At 60.8% G+C, this 16,262-nt stretch carries 12 protein-coding genes; 7 read left to right on the top strand and 5 right to left on the bottom strand.

Going from position 1 to position 16,262, the window contains the following annotated elements; all coding sequences use genetic code 11:
- Positions 1–191: 191 nt before the first annotated feature.
- The gene (locus ACOYXI_RS10190; RefSeq protein WP_025111040.1) at positions 192–680 is read left to right on the top strand and encodes an SRPBCC family protein; all 489 of its coding nucleotides are present in this window, start codon (positions 192–194) and stop codon (positions 678–680) included.
- Complete coding sequence (locus ACOYXI_RS10185) at positions 670–1,488, top strand: aminoglycoside phosphotransferase family protein (RefSeq protein WP_372241227.1); 819 nt, start codon at positions 670–672, stop codon at positions 1,486–1,488. Before ACOYXI_RS10190 ends, ACOYXI_RS10185 begins: the two co-directional genes overlap by 11 nt.
- 361 nt (positions 1,489–1,849) lie before the next feature.
- Here the strand turns inward: ACOYXI_RS10185 and acnA are convergent, their stop codons facing one another.
- The gene (gene acnA / locus ACOYXI_RS10180; protein ID WP_134786962.1) at positions 1,850–4,591 is read right to left on the bottom strand and encodes an aconitate hydratase AcnA; all 2,742 of its coding nucleotides are present in this window, start codon (positions 4,589–4,591) and stop codon (positions 1,850–1,852) included.
- Between the two features lie 222 nt (positions 4,592–4,813).
- Here acnA and rlmM point away from each other — a divergent pair, with 222 nt between their 5' ends.
- Positions 4,814–5,887 carry a 23S rRNA (cytidine(2498)-2'-O)-methyltransferase RlmM gene (gene rlmM / locus ACOYXI_RS10175; RefSeq protein ID WP_134786961.1) on the top strand — a complete coding sequence of 358 codons (1,074 nt, stop codon included), beginning with the start codon at positions 4,814–4,816 and terminating at the stop codon, positions 5,885–5,887.
- 178 nt (positions 5,888–6,065) lie between these two features.
- Positions 6,066–6,317, top strand: a complete 252-nt coding sequence (gene tusA, locus ACOYXI_RS10170) for a sulfurtransferase TusA (RefSeq protein WP_003226616.1) — start codon at positions 6,066–6,068, stop codon at positions 6,315–6,317.
- Positions 6,318–6,453: 136 nt separating this feature from the next.
- On the opposite strand, the gene ACOYXI_RS10165 is transcribed toward tusA, so the two are convergent.
- Positions 6,454–7,863, bottom strand: coding sequence for an MATE family efflux transporter (locus ACOYXI_RS10165; protein ID WP_027611437.1), 1,410 nt, complete (start codon positions 7,861–7,863; stop codon positions 6,454–6,456).
- A gap of 171 nt (positions 7,864–8,034) precedes the next feature.
- Here ACOYXI_RS10165 and pdxB point away from each other — a divergent pair, with 171 nt between their 5' ends.
- Positions 8,035–9,177, top strand: a complete 1,143-nt coding sequence (pdxB, locus tag ACOYXI_RS10160; protein ID WP_134786960.1) for a 4-phosphoerythronate dehydrogenase PdxB — start codon at positions 8,035–8,037, stop codon at positions 9,175–9,177.
- A 78-nt stretch (positions 9,178–9,255) separates the two neighbouring features.
- Here pdxB and ACOYXI_RS10155 read toward each other — a convergent pair whose 3' ends face one another.
- Positions 9,256–9,435: a PA1571 family protein gene (locus tag ACOYXI_RS10155; RefSeq protein ID WP_027611439.1), complete on the bottom strand. Its 180-nt coding sequence runs from the start codon at positions 9,433–9,435 to the stop codon at positions 9,256–9,258.
- 256 nt (positions 9,436–9,691) lie between these two features.
- Here ACOYXI_RS10155 and ACOYXI_RS10150 point away from each other — a divergent pair, with 256 nt between their 5' ends.
- Positions 9,692–11,470, top strand: coding sequence for an ABC transporter transmembrane domain-containing protein (locus tag ACOYXI_RS10150; protein WP_027611440.1), 1,779 nt, complete (start codon positions 9,692–9,694; stop codon positions 11,468–11,470).
- A gap of 85 nt (positions 11,471–11,555) precedes the next feature.
- Here ACOYXI_RS10150 and ACOYXI_RS10145 read toward each other — a convergent pair whose 3' ends face one another.
- Entirely contained in the window at positions 11,556–13,484 is a 1,929-nt protein-coding gene (locus ACOYXI_RS10145; protein WP_134786959.1) for a transglycosylase SLT domain-containing protein, read from the bottom strand.
- 214 nt (positions 13,485–13,698) lie between these two features.
- Between ACOYXI_RS10145 and ACOYXI_RS10140 the strand changes: the two genes are divergently transcribed.
- Positions 13,699–15,621, top strand: a complete 1,923-nt coding sequence (locus ACOYXI_RS10140; protein WP_098964816.1) for an ATP-binding cassette domain-containing protein — start codon at positions 13,699–13,701, stop codon at positions 15,619–15,621.
- A gap of 181 nt (positions 15,622–15,802) precedes the next feature.
- Here ACOYXI_RS10140 and ACOYXI_RS10135 read toward each other — a convergent pair whose 3' ends face one another.
- Positions 15,803–16,240: a universal stress protein gene (locus ACOYXI_RS10135; protein ID WP_108590729.1), complete on the bottom strand. Its 438-nt coding sequence runs from the start codon at positions 16,238–16,240 to the stop codon at positions 15,803–15,805.
- Positions 16,241–16,262: the final 22 nt, after the last annotated feature.

The following is a 16,262-nucleotide window of genomic DNA, read 5'->3' as shown; positions in this document are numbered from 1 at the left end:
TCCTTGTTTGTTTCCATTTCGCTGGAAAAGGTAACAGGTTCAGCGAGAGGGTTGCGTCAGTCATTCACTCATTCAACGATCGGAAATGCCGCCGAATGTTTCCTTTGGACTGAACAGGTGCAGCCCTTTGATACAACTTCAGGTTGGACATGTGGTCATACAAGCCTACTGTTCAAAACAGGAGGTGACTTATGAAACCGGTACCCAATAGTTTCGAACGCAAAATCACGCTGAAGGCGCCGCGTTCTTATGTCTGGCGCGCATTGGTCGATGCCGAGGCTTTTGGCCAGTGGTTTGGTGTGGCGCTGGAGGGCAGGCGGTTCATTGCCGGGGAATGGACGCAAGGGCAGGTCACGTATCCTGGTTATGAACACGTGTTGTGGAACGTGCTCGTCGAGCGGGTCGAGCCACAGCAGTTGTTTTCGTTTCGCTGGCACCCGTACGCGGTCAATCCAAAGATCGACTATTCACAGGAGCCGACGACGCTGGTCAAGTTCGAGCTGCAGGATTACGAGGGCGGCACTTTGCTCAAAGTGTCCGAGTCCGGCTTCGCGCACATTCCCGACGTGCGGCAGAAGGAGGCGTATTACATGGACAGCCGTGGCTGGGAAGAACAGCTGAGTCGACTTGAACAGTTTCTCGCCGAAAGCGCCAAGACCCGCGAGCGTGATGGTGACTGACTGCGCAATCTTCGAACCCTGGTTGCAACGCTGGGCGCTGGTACCGGACGGTGAGCCGGTCATCACCCCCGGCAGCCGTCTGTTGCCGGTGCGTTTTGGCGACACGCCGGCCATGCTCAAGGTTGCGCTGGATGTCGACGAGCAATTCGGCAATCGACTGATGACTTGGTGGGACGGTGAGGGCGCAGCGCGGGTGCTGGCCCATCACGAGGAAGGTTTGTTGCTGGAACGGGCTATGGGCCGGCGTTCGTTGATGCACATGGCGCTCAACGGTGAAGACGACGAAGCCACGCAGATCATGTGCACGACACTATCGCGCTTGCATGCGCCGCGCCCGACGCCGCCACCGCCGCTGGTGGAGCTGGCACCGTGGTTCGCCTCGCTGCGCGTGGCCGCGGCCGAACATGGCGGGACCTATGCCCTGAGCCTGCAAACGGCTGAAGCCTTGCTCGCAGATCCGCAGGACGTGGTGGTGCTGCACGGTGACATGCACCACGACAATGTTCTCGATTTCGCTGCACACGGCTGGCTCGCTATTGATCCCAAACGAGTACGCGGCGAGCGCGGTTATGACTACGCCAACCTGATCTGCAACCCGGACTTGCCGACGGCTGGCGATTCACAGCGATTGCGCCGGCAGGTCGAGGTGATCGTCGAGGCGTCCGGGCTTGATCGCCGACGCTTGCTGCAATGGGTGCTGGCATTTGCCGGGTTGTCGGCCGCCTGGTTCCTGGAGGACGATGCGCAGCAACAGGCTGCCGAACAGCTGCAGGTCGCGCAAATCGCCGCTTGCCTGCTGGATGACTGAGAGGGCTAAGGGTTTTCGGAAGGGCTTCTATAGCGAATGTCTTACACGCGGTGGTAGCTTTTGCGACTATTGCCGATTGGATCCACGGCGTAATCTACACCCATCAACTGAGACACAGGGAGTGTTTCAGGATCACGGATGATCGACCATAGCAAGGATCGCTGCCGACAGGGAGTCGATAATGGTCTTGGGAAAAACCCGCTTCGGCGGGTTTTTTTTCGCCTGTACAAAAGCGCTGAAGGCTTGTGTCGAGCACCTGTAGCGAGAGGATTTATCCCCGATGGGTAGCGAAGCGACCCCAAAAAAGGGCCTGCTGCGCAGTCCATCGGGGATGAATCCCCTCACCACAGGAATCAAGCAATCAAGAGGCGATCAGCTGCCGCAACACGTAGTGCAGAATCCCGCCGGACTTGAAGTACTCCACCTCATTCAACGTATCAATGCGGCACAGCACCTCGATTTTCTCCTGGCGCCCGTCTTCACGGGTGATCACCAGCGTCAGGTTCATGCGCGGGGTCAGCTCGACACCGGTCAGGCCCTGAATATCCAGGGTTTCCTTGCCGGTGAGGTTCAGGCTCTTGCGGTTCTGATCGAGCTTGAACTGCAGCGGCAACACGCCCATGCCCACCAGGTTGGAACGGTGGATACGCTCGAAGCTTTCAGCGATCACCGCTTTGACGCCCAGCAGGTTGGTGCCTTTGGCCGCCCAGTCACGGCTGGAGCCGGTACCGTATTCCTGACCGGCGATCACCACCAGCGGCGTGCCCGAGGCCTGATACAGCATGGCGGCATCATAAATCGGCATTTTCTCGCCGCTCGGGATGTAGATTGTGTTGCCACCTTCTTCGCCGCCGAGCATCTCGTTACGAATGCGGATGTTGGCGAATGTGCCGCGCATCATCACTTCGTGGTTGCCACGCCGTGAGCCATAAGAGTTGAAGTCCCGCGGCTCCACGCCTTTTTCGCGCAGATAGCGCCCGGCCGGACTGTCAGCTTTGATGTTACCGGCAGGGGAGATGTGGTCAGTGGTTACCGAATCGCCCAACAGCGCCAGAACCCGCGCGCCCTTGACGTCGGTGATCACCGGCAACGGTCCGGAAATGTCGTCGAAGAACGGTGGATGCTGGATGTAGGTCGAATCGTCCTGCCACACATAGGTGGCGGCCTGCGGCACCTGGATCGCTTGCCAATGCTCGTCGCCGGCAAACACTTCGGCGTATTCCTTGTGGAACATCGCGGTGTTCACCTGATTCACCGCCTCGGCGATTTCCTTGCTGCTCGGCCAGATGTCGCGCAGGTACACCGGATTGCCCTGCTGGTCGTTACCCAGCGGTTCAGTGCTGATGTCGGTGCGCACGCTGCCGGCCAAGGCGTAGGCGACCACCAGCGGTGGCGAGGCCAGCCAGTTGGTTTTCACCAGCGGATGCACCCGGCCTTCGAAGTTGCGGTTGCCGGAGAGCACCGACGCCACGGTGAGGTCGGCTTTCTGAATGGCTTTCTCGATCGGTTCCGGCAGTGGCCCGGAGTTGCCGATGCACGTGGTGCAGCCATAACCGACCAGCGAAAAGCCCAGTTGATCGAGGTATTGCGTCAGCCCCGCCGCCTTGTAGTAGTCGGTGACCACTTTCGAGCCGGGTGCCAGCGAACTCTTCACCCACGGCTTGCGGGTCAGGCCTTTCTCCACGGCTTTTTTCGCCAGCAGACCGGCCGCCATCATCACGCTCGGGTTTGAGGTGTTGGTGCAGGAGGTGATCGCGGCAATCACCACCGCGCCGTTTTTCAGGCGATAGGTGTGGCCTTCGTATTCGTACTCGGTTTCGCCGACCAGATCGGCGTTACCCACGGCCACGCCACCGCCGCCCTCGCTTTCCAGGCGGCCTTCTTCTTTGCTGGTGGGCTTGAATTGCAGGTCCATGAAGTCACTGAAGGCCTGCGCGACGTTCGGCAGCGAGACCCGATCCTGCGGACGCTTTGGCCCGGCCAGGCTGGCTTCGACGCTGCCCATGTCCAGCGCCAGGCTGTCGGTAAACACCGGTTCCTGACCGGGCAGGCGCCACAGGCCCTGAGCCTTGGTGTAGGCCTCGACCAGTTTCACCACTTCGGTCGGGCGACCGGACAGGCGCAGGTATTCGAGGGTAACTTCATCGACCGGGAAGAAGCCGCAGGTCGCGCCGTATTCCGGGGCCATGTTGGCGATGGTCGCGCGGTCGGCCAGTGGCAGGTCGGCGAGACCGTCACCGTAGAATTCGACGAATTTGCCAACCACACCTTTCTTGCGCAGCATCTGCGTGACGGTCAGCACCAGGTCGGTGGCGGTGATGCCTTCCTTGAGTTTGCCGGTGAGTTTGAAACCGATCACTTCCGGAATCAGCATCGACACCGGTTGGCCGAGCATCGCCGCTTCCGCCTCGATCCCGCCGACGCCCCAGCCGAGTACGCCGAGGCCGTTGATCATGGTGGTGTGGGAGTCGGTGCCGACCAGGGTGTCGGGGAAGGCGTAGGTGCGGCCGTCCTCATCCTTGGTCCACACCGTGCGCCCGAGGTATTCGAGGTTGACCTGGTGGCAGATCCCGGTGCCTGGTGGCACCACGCTGAAGTTATCGAAGGCGCTCTGGCCCCAGCGCAGGAACGCGTAGCGCTCGCCGTTACGCTGCATCTCGATGTCGACGTTCTGTTCGAAGGCGCTCGGGGTGGCGAATTTGTCGACCATCACCGAGTGGTCGATCACCAGATCCACTGGCGACAGCGGGTTGATTCGCTGCGGATCACCGCCGGCCTTGGCCATGGCGGCGCGCATCGCGGCGAGATCCACCACCGCAGGTACACCGGTAAAGTCTTGCATCAATACCCGGGCCGGGCGGTACTGGATTTCCCGGTCGGAGCGGCGCTCCTTGAGCCAGGCAGCGATGGCCTTGAGGTCGGCGCCGGTGACAGTTTTTTCATCTTCCCAGCGCAGCAGGTTTTCCAGCAGGACTTTCAGCGACATCGGTAGCTGGTCGATATTGCCAAGGCTCTTGGCGGCATCGGGCAGGCTGAAATAGTGGTAGGTCTTATCGTCGATTTGTAGAGTTTTAAGGGTCTTCAGACTATCGAGGGACGGCATTACGATCACTCCTTTGAGTCCGCACGGCTACGGACGGAGGGGACGGGCAGAGCTATCAACGTAGCCCTGTTTTCAGTAGCTGGCTAATAACTGGACTCTATGGGCAAGTCCAAGGTTCCGACATCGGCTATCATGCGCCGGTTTTCGTGACAGGCTTTGCTTCACCGCAAGGCTTGAGCAGCGTGCAGGGGCCGAATGTCCGCCCTCTGCCCAGGAGTAAGAATGAACACCCTATTCATGCATTGCCGGCCAGGCTTCGAAGGCGAAGTCTGTTCGGAGATTTCCGACCTCGCCGCCAAACTCGACGTAGCTGGCTACGCCAAGGCCAAACCGGCCACCGCGTACGCCGAGTTTGTCTGCACCGAAGCAGACGGCGCCGAGCGCCTGATGCGCGGCCAACGCTTTGCCGAGCTGATTTTCCCGCGGCAATGGGCGCGTGGCGTTTTCATCAATCTGCCGGAAACCGACCGTATCAGCGTGATCCTTGAGCATATGGCGGACTTCCCGGTCTGCGGCAGCCTGTGGCTGGAAGTGGTCGACACCAACGACGGTAAAGAGCTGTCGAACTTCTGCAAGAAATTCGAAGGCCCGCTGCGCAAGGCACTGACCGGCGCCGGCAAACTGGTGGACGACGCGAACAAACCGCGCCTGCTGCTGACCTTCAAGAGTGGTCGCGAAGTGTTTCTCGGCATGGCCGACGCCGGCAACTCGGCGATGTGGCCGATGGGCATTCCGCGCCTGAAGTTTCCGCGCGAGGCGCCAAGCCGTTCGACCTTGAAGTTGGAGGAGGCCTGGCACCACTTCATCCCGCGTGATCAGTGGGACGAGCGCCTGCACAGCGACATGACCGGCGTCGATCTCGGCGCAGCACCGGGCGGCTGGACCTGGCAATTGGTTAACCGCGGCATGCTGGTGACCGCCATCGACAACGGCCCGATGGCTGAAAGTCTGATGGACACCGGGCTGGTGCAGCACTTGATGGCCGACGGCTTCACCTTCAAGCCCAAGCAGCCGGTGGACTGGATGGTCTGCGACATCGTCGAGAAGCCGGCGCGTAACGCGGCGATGCTTGAAGAGTGGATCGGCGAGGGCCATTGCCGCGAAGCGGTAGTCAATCTCAAGTTGCCGATGAAGCAGCGTTATGCCGAAGTGAAGCGCTTGCTCGAGCGCATCGCCGATGGCTTCAAGGCGCGCGGGATCAAGGTGGATATTGGCTGCAAGCAGCTGTATCACGACCGCGAGGAAGTGACCTGCCATTTGCGTCGGCATGACATCAAGAAAGCCAAATCCCGCTAAGTCACCACTAAACCCTGTGGGAATGATCTCTGTGGTGAGGGGATTTATCCCCGATGGGATGTAGCGCATCCCCAGTCTTTGCGGCCGCCCCGCAAGCCATCGGGGATAAATCCCCTCGCTACAGATGACTGAGCACCCGGCAATGCGCGACAATGCCGGCCAGTTTCAGGAGTGAATCATGAGTGAAATGATCGATACCCCGGTCGACGGCACCCTCGACGCCACCGGTCTCAATTGCCCGGAGCCGGTGATGATGCTGCATCAGCACATCCGCGACCTGGTGCCTGGCGGTCTACTGAAGGTGATCGCCACCGATCCCTCGACCCGTCGCGACATTCCCAAGTTCTGCGTGTTTCTCGACCACGAACTGGTGGGGCAACACGAAGAGGCCGGTACTTATCTGTACTGGATCCGCAAGAAACAAGCCTGACCCTCAGGCAAACGCAAAACCCAATGTGGGAGCGGGCTTGTTCGCGAAAACGGTGTGTCAGTCACTGTAAATGTCGACTGAAACACCGTTTTCGCGAGCAAGCCCGCTCCCACATTTTTTATCCTGCGTAAGGGCTTCAGCCGGCGCTGCGACTGATCCGAATACGCTTGCGCGCACTGCGGGTCAGGCGGATCGACAGCATGAGTGCCGCGCAGCTCAAACCGACGATCAAACCCTGCCACAAGCCGCTCGGGCCACGCGGTTCGCCGAGCCAGTCGGTCAGGCCAAGGGCGTAACCTACCGGCAGGCCGATGCCCCAGTAGGCGAACAGGGTCAGGATCATCGTCACCCGGGTGTCCTGATAACCGCGCAGAGCGCCAGCGGCGGTGACCTGGATTGCGTCGGAAAACTGGAACAGCGCCGAGTACACAATCAGCATCGCCGCGATGTGGATCACCGTCGGATCAGCCGTATAGATCGACGCAATCGGCTCGCGCAGCAACAGCATCATGCTCGCCGAAATACAGGCGTAGGCCAGCGCAGTCCCCATGCCGACACCGGCGGCAAAGCGTGCTTCACGCGGCTCTTCACGGCCCAAGGCCTGGCCGACGCGTACGGTCACCGCCATACCTAGCGAATACGGAATCATGAACACCAGTGAGCTGACGTTCAGCGCGATCTGGTGCCCGGCCACCACGGTGGCGCCAAGGCTGCCGATCAGCAGGGCGATCACCGCAAAGATGCTCGACTCGGCAAACACCGCGATGCCAATCGGCAGACCGATCGCCAGCAGACGCTTGATCACCGCCCATTGTGGCCAGTCGAAGCGGCTGAAGATCTCGCTCGAACGATAGGCCGGCGCCCAGCGCTCGTAACCGGCCAGCCCCAGCGCCATGACCCACATCACGATGGCCGTGGCCCAGCCGCAACCCACGCCGCCCATGGCCGGCACGCCGAAGTGACCATAGATGAAGATGTAGTTCAGCGGAATGTTCAGCGCCAGACCGCACAGCCCCAGCACCATCGCCGGGCGGGTACGGCCGATGCCGTCACTGGTGCAGCGCAGCACATGATAGAACGCCACCGCTGGCAGGCCGCTGGCAATGCCGTGCAGGTATTGCATGCACGGGCCGATCAGCTCGGGATCGACCTTCATCAGGTGCAGCACCGGTTCGGCGGCGACCAGCATCGCTGTCGCGATCAGGCCCACCACCAGCGCCAGCCACAGCGCCTGACGCACGATCGGGCCGATTTCACTGTGGGTGCCAGCGCCAAAACGCTGGGCGACTTTCGGCGTGGTGGCCAGCAGGGTGCCGGTCATCAGCAGAAACACCGGGACCCAGATCGAGTTGCCCAGCGCTACCGCCGCCAGATCTTTCGGCCCGACGCGACCGGCCATCACCGCATCGACGAAGCCCATCGCGGTAGTCGCCAGTTGCGCGATGATGATCGGCAAGGCCAGGGCGAGCAGGTTCCTGAACTCCAGGCGAATTCGCGCGGGGCGGGTGAGTGAGGCAGCGAGAGGTTGATCAGTAACAGAATTCACAGGCAAAGCGTCCACAGGTGTTGATGCGCAAGGCGCCGCATTCTACGCCGCTGACGTGACAGTCAGGAAAAATCCTCTGTTGCGGATTTGTAATCATCGATGCCATCCACTGTGGCGCTGGCCCAACGGTGGATCTGCACCTAAACTGCCGATCCCCTTAAGGAGCCCGCCATGCTGATTGTTGCCGACGAAAATATTCCGCTGCTCGATGCCTTTTTTGCCGGTTTCGGCGAGATCCGCCGGGTGCCGGGCCGTTCCATCGATCGTGCAACGGTCGAGCAGGCCGATGTGTTGCTGGTGCGCTCGGTGACCAACGTCAACCGCGCGTTGCTCGAAGGCAGCAAAGTGCGTTTCGTCGGCACATGCACCATCGGTACCGATCATCTGGATCTCGATTATTTCAACGAGGCCGGCATCAGCTGGTCCAGCGCGCCTGGTTGCAATGCGCGGGGCGTGGTCGATTACGTGCTGGGCAGCCTGATGACTTTGGCGGAAATTGAAGGCGTAGGTCTGCCACAACGTACTTACGGCGTCATCGGTGCCGGTGAAGTCGGCGGCCGGTTGATCAAGGTCCTCAAGGGCCTGGGCTGGAATGTCAAAGTTTGCGATCCGCCGCGTCAGGCAGCCGAGGGCGGCGATTACGTCAGCCTTGAGCAGATCATCGAGCAGTGCGACGTGATCAGCCTGCACACGCCGCTGACGCGCACCGGCGAAGGCGCGACCTGGCATCTGTTTGACGAACAGCGTTTGCAACAGCTCAAACCCGGCACCTGGCTGATCAACGCCGCCCGTGGGCCGGTGGTGGATAACGCTGCGTTGCGTAACGTGCTGCTGGAGCGCGAGGACCTGCAAGCGGTGCTCGACGTCTGGGAAGCCGAGCCTGAGGTCGATGTCGCCCTTGCCGAACTCTGCGTGTTGGCCACGCCGCACATTGCCGGCTACAGCCTCGATGGCAAGCAGCGCGGGACGGCGCAGATCTATCAGGCTTATTGCGAGTTTATCGTTCAGCCGCCGAGCATCCAGCTCAGTGACCTGTTGCCGGCACCGTGGCTGTCAGAAGTGACCCTGCACGCCGACAGCGATCCGGCCTGGGCGCTGGCGATGTTGTGCCGCGGGGTGTACGACCCGCGCCGCGATGACGCGGATTTTCGTCGCAGTCTTGTAGGCAATGTCACTGAACAGCGTGCGGCCTTCGATGTGTTGCGCAAGCAGTATCCGGTGCGGCGCGAGATCGAGGGGCTGAAGGTGCGGATCGACGGTGATTCGCCGCAGTTGCAACAGATTGTGGCGGCGCTGGGGGCGGTGGCTGTCTGAAAATCCCTGCGCAGAACAAAACGGCAGGCAGAAAAAACCCGGCCAAACAGGGGCCGGGTCAGGAAGACGGTGGCTATATCACTTTTGTTCGGCAGGCTTGACCAATCGCTTCTCCAGTTCGCGGCACGCGTCCTGGATCATGTCTTCAGTGATCGGTACTTCACGCCCATCCTTGTCGATAATCGAGCAACCCAGAGGTTGGCCGGGCTTGGTGCGGATCACTTGAATCTTGTCATCGCTGCTGTGTTGCAAGGACATGGCCTGTCTCCTCATCAGGTTGTGCACGTAGATTAAAACCGCCACGTGACCAGGCTGTGACAACACCCTTGGGTCTGTCAAAAGCGGCACCTCCAGTCCAACAGAAATGACCGCTCGTCTCAACCGGGACATTAGACCAATAGCAACTATGGCCTAGTCTTTGGGGGCATATTTAACCTGACTCATTGTGATTTACAGAGTTCCGCCCCATAGAAGGTTTAGGCTAGCCCTTTCACCAACACGGATGTGTACCTGAATGATCTCGAAGCTTTCTTCCCGGCACCGTCGAGCGCTGAGTCTGACCAGCCGGTTTCTGGCGCCTTATCGTTGGCAAGTCGGCGCTGCACTGCTGGCGCTGATCGTCACCGCGGCGGTCACTTTGTCGATGGGGCAGGGGATCAAATTGCTGGTCGATCGGGGCTTCATGACGCAGTCGCCGCACCAACTGAACCAGAGCATCGGTATCTTCATGCTGATGGTGCTGGGCCTGGCAGTCGGCACGTTCGCGCGTTTTTACTGGGTATCGTGGATCGGTGAGCGCTGTGTGGCGGACATCCGGCGCGAGGTGTTCAACCATCTGGTGTACCTGCATCCCGGGTTTTATGAAAACAACCGCAGTTCGGAGATCCAGTCCCGACTGACTGCCGACACCACCTTGCTGCAATCGGTGATCGGCTCGTCACTGTCGATGTTTCTGCGCAACCTGTTGATGGTGATCGGCGGGGTGGTCCTGCTGTTTATCACCAACCCGAAACTCACCAGCATCGTGGTGATTGCCTTGCCGTTCGTGGTCGCGCCGATTCTGATTTTCGGTCGGCGCGTGCGTAATCTGTCGCGGCTGAGTCAGGACCGGGTCGCCGACATTGGCAGCTATGTCTCCGAAACCCTGGGCCAGATCAAGACCGTGCAAGCCTACAACCATCAGGTGCAGGACGAGCGGCGTTTCGCCACGACGGTCGAGGACGCGTTCGACACCGCACGCAAGCGCATCTTTCAACGCTCCTGGATGATCACCGTGGTGATCGTGCTGGTGCTCGGCGCGGTCGCAGTGATGTTGTGGGTCGGCGGCATGGACGTGATTGCCGGGCGCATTACCGGTGGTGAGCTGGCAGCGTTCGTTTTCTACAGCCTGATCGTCGGCAGTGCGATCGGCACGTTGAGTGAAGTCATCGGCGAGTTGCAGCGTGCGGCGGGTGCCGCTGAGCGCATTGCGGAACTGCTCAGTTCGCAGAACATCATCCAGCCACCGAGCATCGGACTGGTGACATTGCCAGAACGGATCAAGGGCGAGCTGCAATTGCAGAATGTGCGTTTCTCCTACCCGTCACGTCCGGACAGCTACGCCGTCAACGGCTTGAGCCTGACCATCAGGGCCGGCGAGACCCTGGCCCTTGTCGGGCCATCCGGGGCCGGCAAGTCCACGGTGTATGACTTGCTGTTGCGCTTCTACGACCCGCTTGAAGGCCGGATCCTGATAGATGGTGTGCCGCTGACCAGCCTCGACCCGCTGGATCTGCGCCGCAATTTCGCCCTGGTCTCGCAATCGCCTGCGCTGTTTTTCGGCAGCGTCGAAGAGAATATTCGTTACGGCAATGCAGATGCGACGCTGGAACAGGTCAAGGAAGCGGCAAGAATTGCCCACGCCCATGACTTCATCGAGAAGATGCCCAATGGCTATCAGACCCACTTGGGGGACGCCGGCCTCGGACTTTCCGGCGGCCAGCGTCAACGCCTGGCGATTGCCCGCGCGTTGCTGGTGGATGCGCCGATTCTGCTGCTGGACGAAGCCACCAGCGCCCTCGATGCGCAGAGCGAGCACTTGATTCAGGAAGCGTTGCCAAGCCTGATGCAAAATCGCACCACATTGGTAATCGCGCATCGCCTGGCCACAGTGAAAAACGCCGACCGGATCGCGGTGATGGATCAGGGTAGCCTGGTGGCCATCGGTACCCATCAGGAACTGATCGTAAGCAATCCGCTGTATGCGCGGTTGGCAGCGCTGCAGTTCAACGACGGGCATGCGGTGGCGGTGTAGAACTGCCGCAGATCTTTGCTGACGGCAAAAAAAATGCCCGCATCGATTGATGCGGGCAATTTTCATTTCAGGTATTCAGCACCTGTCATTGATCGTCGAAATACCGCTCATGCCAGTCCACCAGCGGCTGCGGCGAATTGAGCTTCTGCCCGTAGATCACCGAGTATGACAGCACGTTTTGCACGTACTGGCGGGTTTCGTCGAACGGGATGCTTTCCACCCACACGTCGAAGCTCAGGTGATCGGCACCGCGCAGCCACTGGCGCACGCGGCCGGGGCCGGCATTGTAGGCGGCGGAGGCCAGGACGCGGTTGCCGTTGAACTGGCTGTGCACCTGGCTCAGGTAAGCGGCGCCGAGCTGGATGTTCTTGTCCGGATCGAGCACTTGTTGCGGCGAGGCCAGCGGGATGCTGAACTTGCGTGCGGTTTCCTTGGCAGTGCCGGGCATCAACTGCATCAGACCGCTGGCACCAACGCCGGAGCGGGCGTCGTCCATGAAGGCACTTTCCTGGCGGGTGATGGCGAACACCCAGCTTGAGTGCAGGCCGCGCGTCTTGGCTTCACGCACCAGGGTGTCGCGGTGGGCCATCGGGAAGCGGATATCCAGGTCGTCCCAGTATTGCGCCTGACTGATGGTGCGGATGGCCGGGAAATACCATTTCAGGTCGTAGGCCAGTTTGGCCTGAGCGACCATTTCGTCACGATTGAAATGGCGACTGACGTGATACCACTCGCGGCGACCGTCAACGATCTGCCCACGCGCATGGAATTCCAGCGCGCGCCGCACGCCGGGAGTGTTGCGCACCTTGTTGATGGTGGCCTGACTGAGTACCAGCGGCTTGTTCATCAGCGAGTAAGGCAGTTGCGAGCGGTCGGCGGCGAGGAAACCGTAGAAGTCGCGTTCCTTCGCCAGATTCTTGTACAGAGTCTGCGCTTCCGGGTTCTGCGGTTGCGCCAGTTCCAGGCTGCGGGCCTGCCAGTAACGCCAGCGGTTGGTGGTCGCCAGATCCTGTGGCAAACGACGAGTCAGCTGATAGGCATCGTCCCAGCGTGCCAGGCGCAGCAGCAGACGTAGGCGCCATTCGGACACGGTGTTGTCACGCAGTTCCGGATCGTATTTGGTCATCACGTCCAGCGCGCGGCTGTCGAAGCGCCGGGCCAGGGTCAGGCCGATTTCCCGGGCAATCGCGACTTTCTCGTCACGGGAGAAATGCATGCTGCTGGCGTATCCGTCGAGCAGGGCCATGGCCTTGTCCGGATCCTGGCGGGCGAGGCGGCGCAGGCCGAGGCTGACCACATCGGACATCGGCTCGTCGGCCGGGGTGAAGCGCGACGGCTGATTGAGCAGCTCGGGTTTCTGCGCCACATCTACCAGCAGCCGACCGCGCGGGGCGAGGGTGGTCAGGCCGTTGACCAGACTGTTGGCCAATGGATAGTTGCGCGCCTGGGCGGCGAGTTTGGTGCGTTCCCAGCGTTTCTGTTCGGTCAACTGACCGTCGGCGGCCCAGATGCCGAACAGCCCGTCACAGGCAGCCGGTTGCGATTTACCGGTCAGCCACAGTTTGTCGGCGTTGGCATAGCCCTCGGCCTTGTGGCCGCTGCTGATCTGGAACTGCGCATTGAGGCAGTCCAGTTCGGTGAAGTTGAGTTTCGGATCGTAATACTTGGTGAAGGTCGCCCAATCGCCACGGTCGGCGAGCCAGCGCAACCAACGCAGCTTCATCCAGTTGGCCTGGGGCAGGTCGCCGTGCTCGGCGAGGAACTTCTCGATTTCGGCGTTGCTCGCGGTTTTCAGACGCGCGGTCAGTTCGTCGTAGGCCAGGTACGGTTCCAGCGGGTAATCGGCGAGGGCCTGGCTATAACGGAAGTACGGGCCGGTATCGCCCTTGGCCAAGGCACGCTTGGCTTCATCGTAATACTGGCGTTGGGTGGACAGGTCCACCGCCTGGGCGGATTGAGCGGCAGTGGCGGTGAGTAGCAAACAGGACAAGACACTGAAAAGGCGACTGCGCATGAGACATCCGGGCAGAGAAATCATGACAAGCACCGGCCGCGGCCAGCACTGAATTGTCTGTAGCTTAGCCTTTTGCCAGCAACGGGCGAAAGCTTTGCCGGTCTTGCAGCACAAGTTCGCAACAAATGTTGTGCAGAGTGCTTCGGCAGACAAATTGCCGGCCTGCTGAGAGCCTAACTCAGGTAGAATGCGCGCCCGGTTTTTGGAGAAGCTCATGACCCTGCTCAAATTCAGCGATGTGTCCCTTGCATTCGGCGCGATGCCGTTGTTGGACAAGGTGTCCTGGCAGATCGCCCGTGGTGAGCGGGTGTGCATCATCGGCCGCAACGGCACTGGCAAATCCAGCATGATGAAACTGGTCAAGGGCGACCAGAAGCCCGATGACGGCTCGGTGTGGCGTGCCCCCGGTCTGAAAATCGGTGAATTGCCGCAAGAATTGCCGGTGGCCGACGGGCGGACCGTATTCGACGTGGTTGCCGAAGGCCTCGACGGCGTTGGCGCCTTGCTCGCCGAATACCATCACCTGAGCCAGAACATCGTCACCGACGCCGATCTGGACAAGCTGATGCACGTTCAGCATGACCTCGAAGCCCGTGACGGCTGGCGCTTGCAGACCCTGGTCGACAGCACTCTGAGCCGCCTGCAGCTGCCGGCCGACAAGACCCTCGCCGAGTTGTCCGGCGGCTGGCGTCGTCGCGTGCTGCTGGCGCAGGCGCTGGTGTCCGAACCGGATCTGCTGCTGCTCGACGAACCGACCAACCACCTGGACATCGGTGCGATTGCCTGGCTCGAAGAAGCGCTGAAGGATTTCCAGGGCGCCGTGCTGTTCATCACGCACGACCGTTCTTTCCTGCAGAACCTCGCCACGCGCATCCTCGAACTGGATCGCGGCGGCCTGATCGACTGGAACGGCGACTACGCCAGCTTCCTCGTGCACAAAGAAGCTGCGCTGGCCGCGGAAGAAACTGCCAACGCGCTGTTCGACAAGCGTCTGGCTCAGGAAGAAGTGTGGATCCGTCAGGGCATCAAGGCCCGTCGTACCCGTAACGAAGGTCGCGTTCGCGCCCTGAAAGCCCTGCGTGTCGAGCGCAGCGAGCGTCGCGAGCGTACCGGCAAGGCGAACATCCAGCTGGAAACCGCCGACAAGTCCGGCAAGCAAGTGATGGTGCTGGAAAATGTCAGCTTCCATCACCCGGATGGCCCGTACCTGATCAAGGACTTCTCGATGGTCCTGCAGCGCGGCGACCGTATCGGTCTGCTCGGCGCCAACGGTACCGGCAAGACCACCCTGCTGAAGCTGATGCTCAACGGTCTGCAACCGACCAGTGGCAAGGTGGAAGAGGGCACGCGCATCGATGTGGCCTACTTCGACCAGTTGCGCCATCAGCTGGATCTGGAAAAGACCGTGATCGACAACGTCGCCGAAGGTCGCGATTTCATCGATATCGACGGCCAGAGCCGCCACGTCCTGAGCTACCTCGGTGACTTCCTGTTCAGCCCGCAGCGTGCGCGCACGCCGGTCAAGGCGCTGTCCGGTGGCGAGCGTGCGCGTTTGCTGCTGGCCAAACTGTTCAGCAAACCGGCGAACCTGCTGGTCCTCGACGAACCGACCAACGACCTCGACGTGGAAACCCTCGAGCTGCTCGAAGAAGTGCTGCTGACCTTCAACGGCACTGTGCTGATGGTCAGTCACGACCGGGCGTTCCTCGACAACGTGGTCACCAGCACCCTGGTCTTCGAAGGTGAAGGTAAGGTCCGTGAATACGTCGGTGGCTATCAGGACTGGATCCGTCAGGGCGGTTCGCCGCGCCTGCTGGGCGTGACCGAGAGCAAGTCGGGCAAGGCTGATCTGAATTCGGCTGTGGTCACCGCTGAACCTGTCGTGGCTGCCGCACCTGCCGCTGCCGCGCCGGCAGCCAAGAAGAAGCTGAGCTACAAGCTGCAGCGCGAGCTGGAAGCGTTGCCGGGTGATATCGATGCCAAGGAGCAGCAGATCGCGGCCGTCGAGGCTGAAATGGCCGAGGCCGGTTTCTATCAGCGTCCGCCGGCAGAAACGGCCAAGGTGATTGCTTCGCTGGAGCAATTGCAGGCTGAGCTGGATGCGCTGGTGGAGCGTTGGGCCGAGCTGGATGCCTGATTGATTCGGTCATGAAAAAGCCCGGCGCTCAGTGATGAGCGCCGGGCTTTTCATATACGGGTATCGGTGAAGATTCCAATGTGGGAGCGAGCTTGCTCGCGAAAGCGGTATGTCAGGTAGCATCAATGTTGAATGTGCCGACGCCTTCGCGAGCAAGCTCGCTCCCACAGGTTTTTGTGTTTCAGCGTTTGATCAGGTGCACGGCCAGAACATCGCAAGGCGCACCGTGCAGCACGTCATTGGCCGTGGAGCCGAGCAACAGCGCCAGACCGTGACGGCCATGGCTGCCGACCACGATCAGGTCGCACAGTTGCTCCTTGGCAAAATGGTGAATTTCCTGGCGTGGCTGGCCGTAAGTCAGGTGGCAGTTGGCACCTTCCAGCTCGGAGTACTTGAGCTTCAGGCGCTCAAGGCGCTCCTTGGCTTGATCGAACTGCTGCTGTTGCAGTTGTGACAGATCCATCGGCACGTCGCCGCCGAATGCCATGGCCATCGGCTCGACGATATGCACCAGCGACAGCTTCGCGCCATTGCTCACCGACAGCTCGCGGGCGCGGTGGATCACAGGGTCGCACTCTTCGGTCAGATCTACGGCGACCAGAATGTGGTTGTAGGGCATGAGGTGCTCCTCGTGAGGGATC

The sequence above is a fragment of the Pseudomonas sp. G3-19 genome, assembly GCF_054855875.1.
The sequence above is the reverse complement of the archived record's forward strand: the minus strand, read 5'-3'. Positions and strand labels throughout refer to the sequence as shown.

Coding starts and splice junctions, on each gene's coding strand:
- ACOYXI_RS10190 (WP_025111040.1), top strand. CDS start 192: ATGAAACCGGTACCCAATAGTTTCGAACGCAAAATCACGCTGAAGGCG.
- ACOYXI_RS10185 (WP_372241227.1), top strand. CDS start 670: ATGGTGACTGACTGCGCAATCTTCGAACCCTGGTTGCAACGCTGGGCG.
- acnA (WP_134786962.1), bottom strand. CDS start 4,591: ATGCCGTCCCTCGATAGTCTGAAGACCCTTAAAACTCTACAAATCGAC.
- rlmM (WP_134786961.1), top strand. CDS start 4,814: ATGAACACCCTATTCATGCATTGCCGGCCAGGCTTCGAAGGCGAAGTC.
- tusA (WP_003226616.1), top strand. CDS start 6,066: ATGAGTGAAATGATCGATACCCCGGTCGACGGCACCCTCGACGCCACC.
- pdxB (WP_134786960.1), top strand. CDS start 8,035: ATGCTGATTGTTGCCGACGAAAATATTCCGCTGCTCGATGCCTTTTTT.
- ACOYXI_RS10155 (WP_027611439.1), bottom strand. CDS start 9,435: ATGTCCTTGCAACACAGCAGCGATGACAAGATTCAAGTGATCCGCACC.
- ACOYXI_RS10150 (WP_027611440.1), top strand. CDS start 9,692: ATGATCTCGAAGCTTTCTTCCCGGCACCGTCGAGCGCTGAGTCTGACC.
- ACOYXI_RS10145 (WP_134786959.1), bottom strand. CDS start 13,484: ATGCGCAGTCGCCTTTTCAGTGTCTTGTCCTGTTTGCTACTCACCGCC.
- ACOYXI_RS10140 (WP_098964816.1), top strand. CDS start 13,699: ATGACCCTGCTCAAATTCAGCGATGTGTCCCTTGCATTCGGCGCGATG.
- ACOYXI_RS10135 (WP_108590729.1), bottom strand. CDS start 16,240: ATGCCCTACAACCACATTCTGGTCGCCGTAGATCTGACCGAAGAGTGC.